General features: G+C 73.3%; 2 protein-coding genes. Both read right to left on the bottom strand.

Going from position 1 to position 1069, the window contains the following annotated elements:
* Positions 1-80 precede the first annotated feature (80 nt).
* Entirely contained in the window at positions 81-389 is a 309-nt protein-coding gene (locus G6022_RS14475) for an AzlD domain-containing protein (protein WP_182610799.1), read from the bottom strand.
* Between the two features lies 1 nt (position 390).
* Positions 391-1069, bottom strand: a 679-nt coding sequence (locus G6022_RS14470) for an AzlC family ABC transporter permease (protein ID WP_187701379.1), incomplete at its 5' end; no start/stop codon positions are given.

Here is a 1069-nt window from a genome sequence, read left to right as displayed (position 1 = left end):
GGGGCGGTTCGGAGCGGTCGGATCGACAGTGCTCGCCGGCCGCGGGTGCGAGCGAGAGGACGACGACGAGGTGTGCCGGTCTAGTCGATACCCAGCGCTCTCGCGGAGGCGGCCACCCCGGCGGCTGCGACGACCACCACGACCAGCGGCACCCGCATCGCCGCCAGGACGGCAGCCGTGGTTACGCCGGCGACGCGAGCCCACCCGGCGAACGACTGCCCGTCGAAGAGGGTCGCGGTAGCGGCGACACCGGCGATCAGCACGATCACCGCGGGATCGCCCCAGTGCTGGAGGCGCAGGGAGAGGCGCGAGCCTCCGAAATGGACCCCACCCAGTCTCACGGCGTAGGTGCCGGCGGCGAGGGCGAGCACCGCGAGGACAAGAGTCACGTCAGACACGGTGTCCCCGCTTCCGCACAGCCGTGAGCAGGCCGATCAGTCCCAGGACGGGGGCCACTCCGGCGGCCACGAACGGGGTGGCGGCCGCGGCGAGGGTCGCTCCTGCAGCGGCGGGGACAGCGGTGCGACGGGTGACGCTGGCGAGGAGGATCGCGACGAAGACCGCGGGGAACGCCGCATCCAGTCCGAGACGGCTGGGGTTGGGCAGGACGTATCCGAGGAGGACGCCGATCGCCGCGCCGAGGGGCCACGCGATCAGGATGGCGACCCCGACCACGCGGAACGCGGGGAGGCGTCGCGCCGGGTGCGGCTGGGCCAGGGCGAAGGCGACGCTCTCGTCGTTGACCAGGTGTGCCGAGAACAGTCGGGGGACGCGCCGCCCGGGCAGAAACGCCGATGCGGAGAAGCCGTAGACACCGTTCCGGAGATTCACCAGGAGCGCTGCGCAGACCGCGATCCAGGGCAGGCCGCCCGACGCGATCACGCCGACGAACACCAGCTCGGAGGATGCGCCGAGCACGAGGACGGCGGCGAGGACGACCAACCACGAGGGAAGGCCTGCGGCTGACGCCATCGAACCGTAGGCCACCCCGACCACAGCTACCGCCGACGCGATCGCCACGGCGGGCGCGACGGGCGCGACGGGCGCAGGGGCCGGGGGCGCGGGGGTC

Origin of the sequence: Dietzia sp. Cai40 (assembly GCF_014145165.1) — a bacterium.
GTDB lineage: Bacteria > Actinomycetota > Actinomycetes > Mycobacteriales > Mycobacteriaceae > Dietzia > Dietzia natronolimnaea.
The sequence above is the reverse complement of the archived record's forward strand: the minus strand, read 5'-3'. Positions and strand labels throughout refer to the sequence as shown.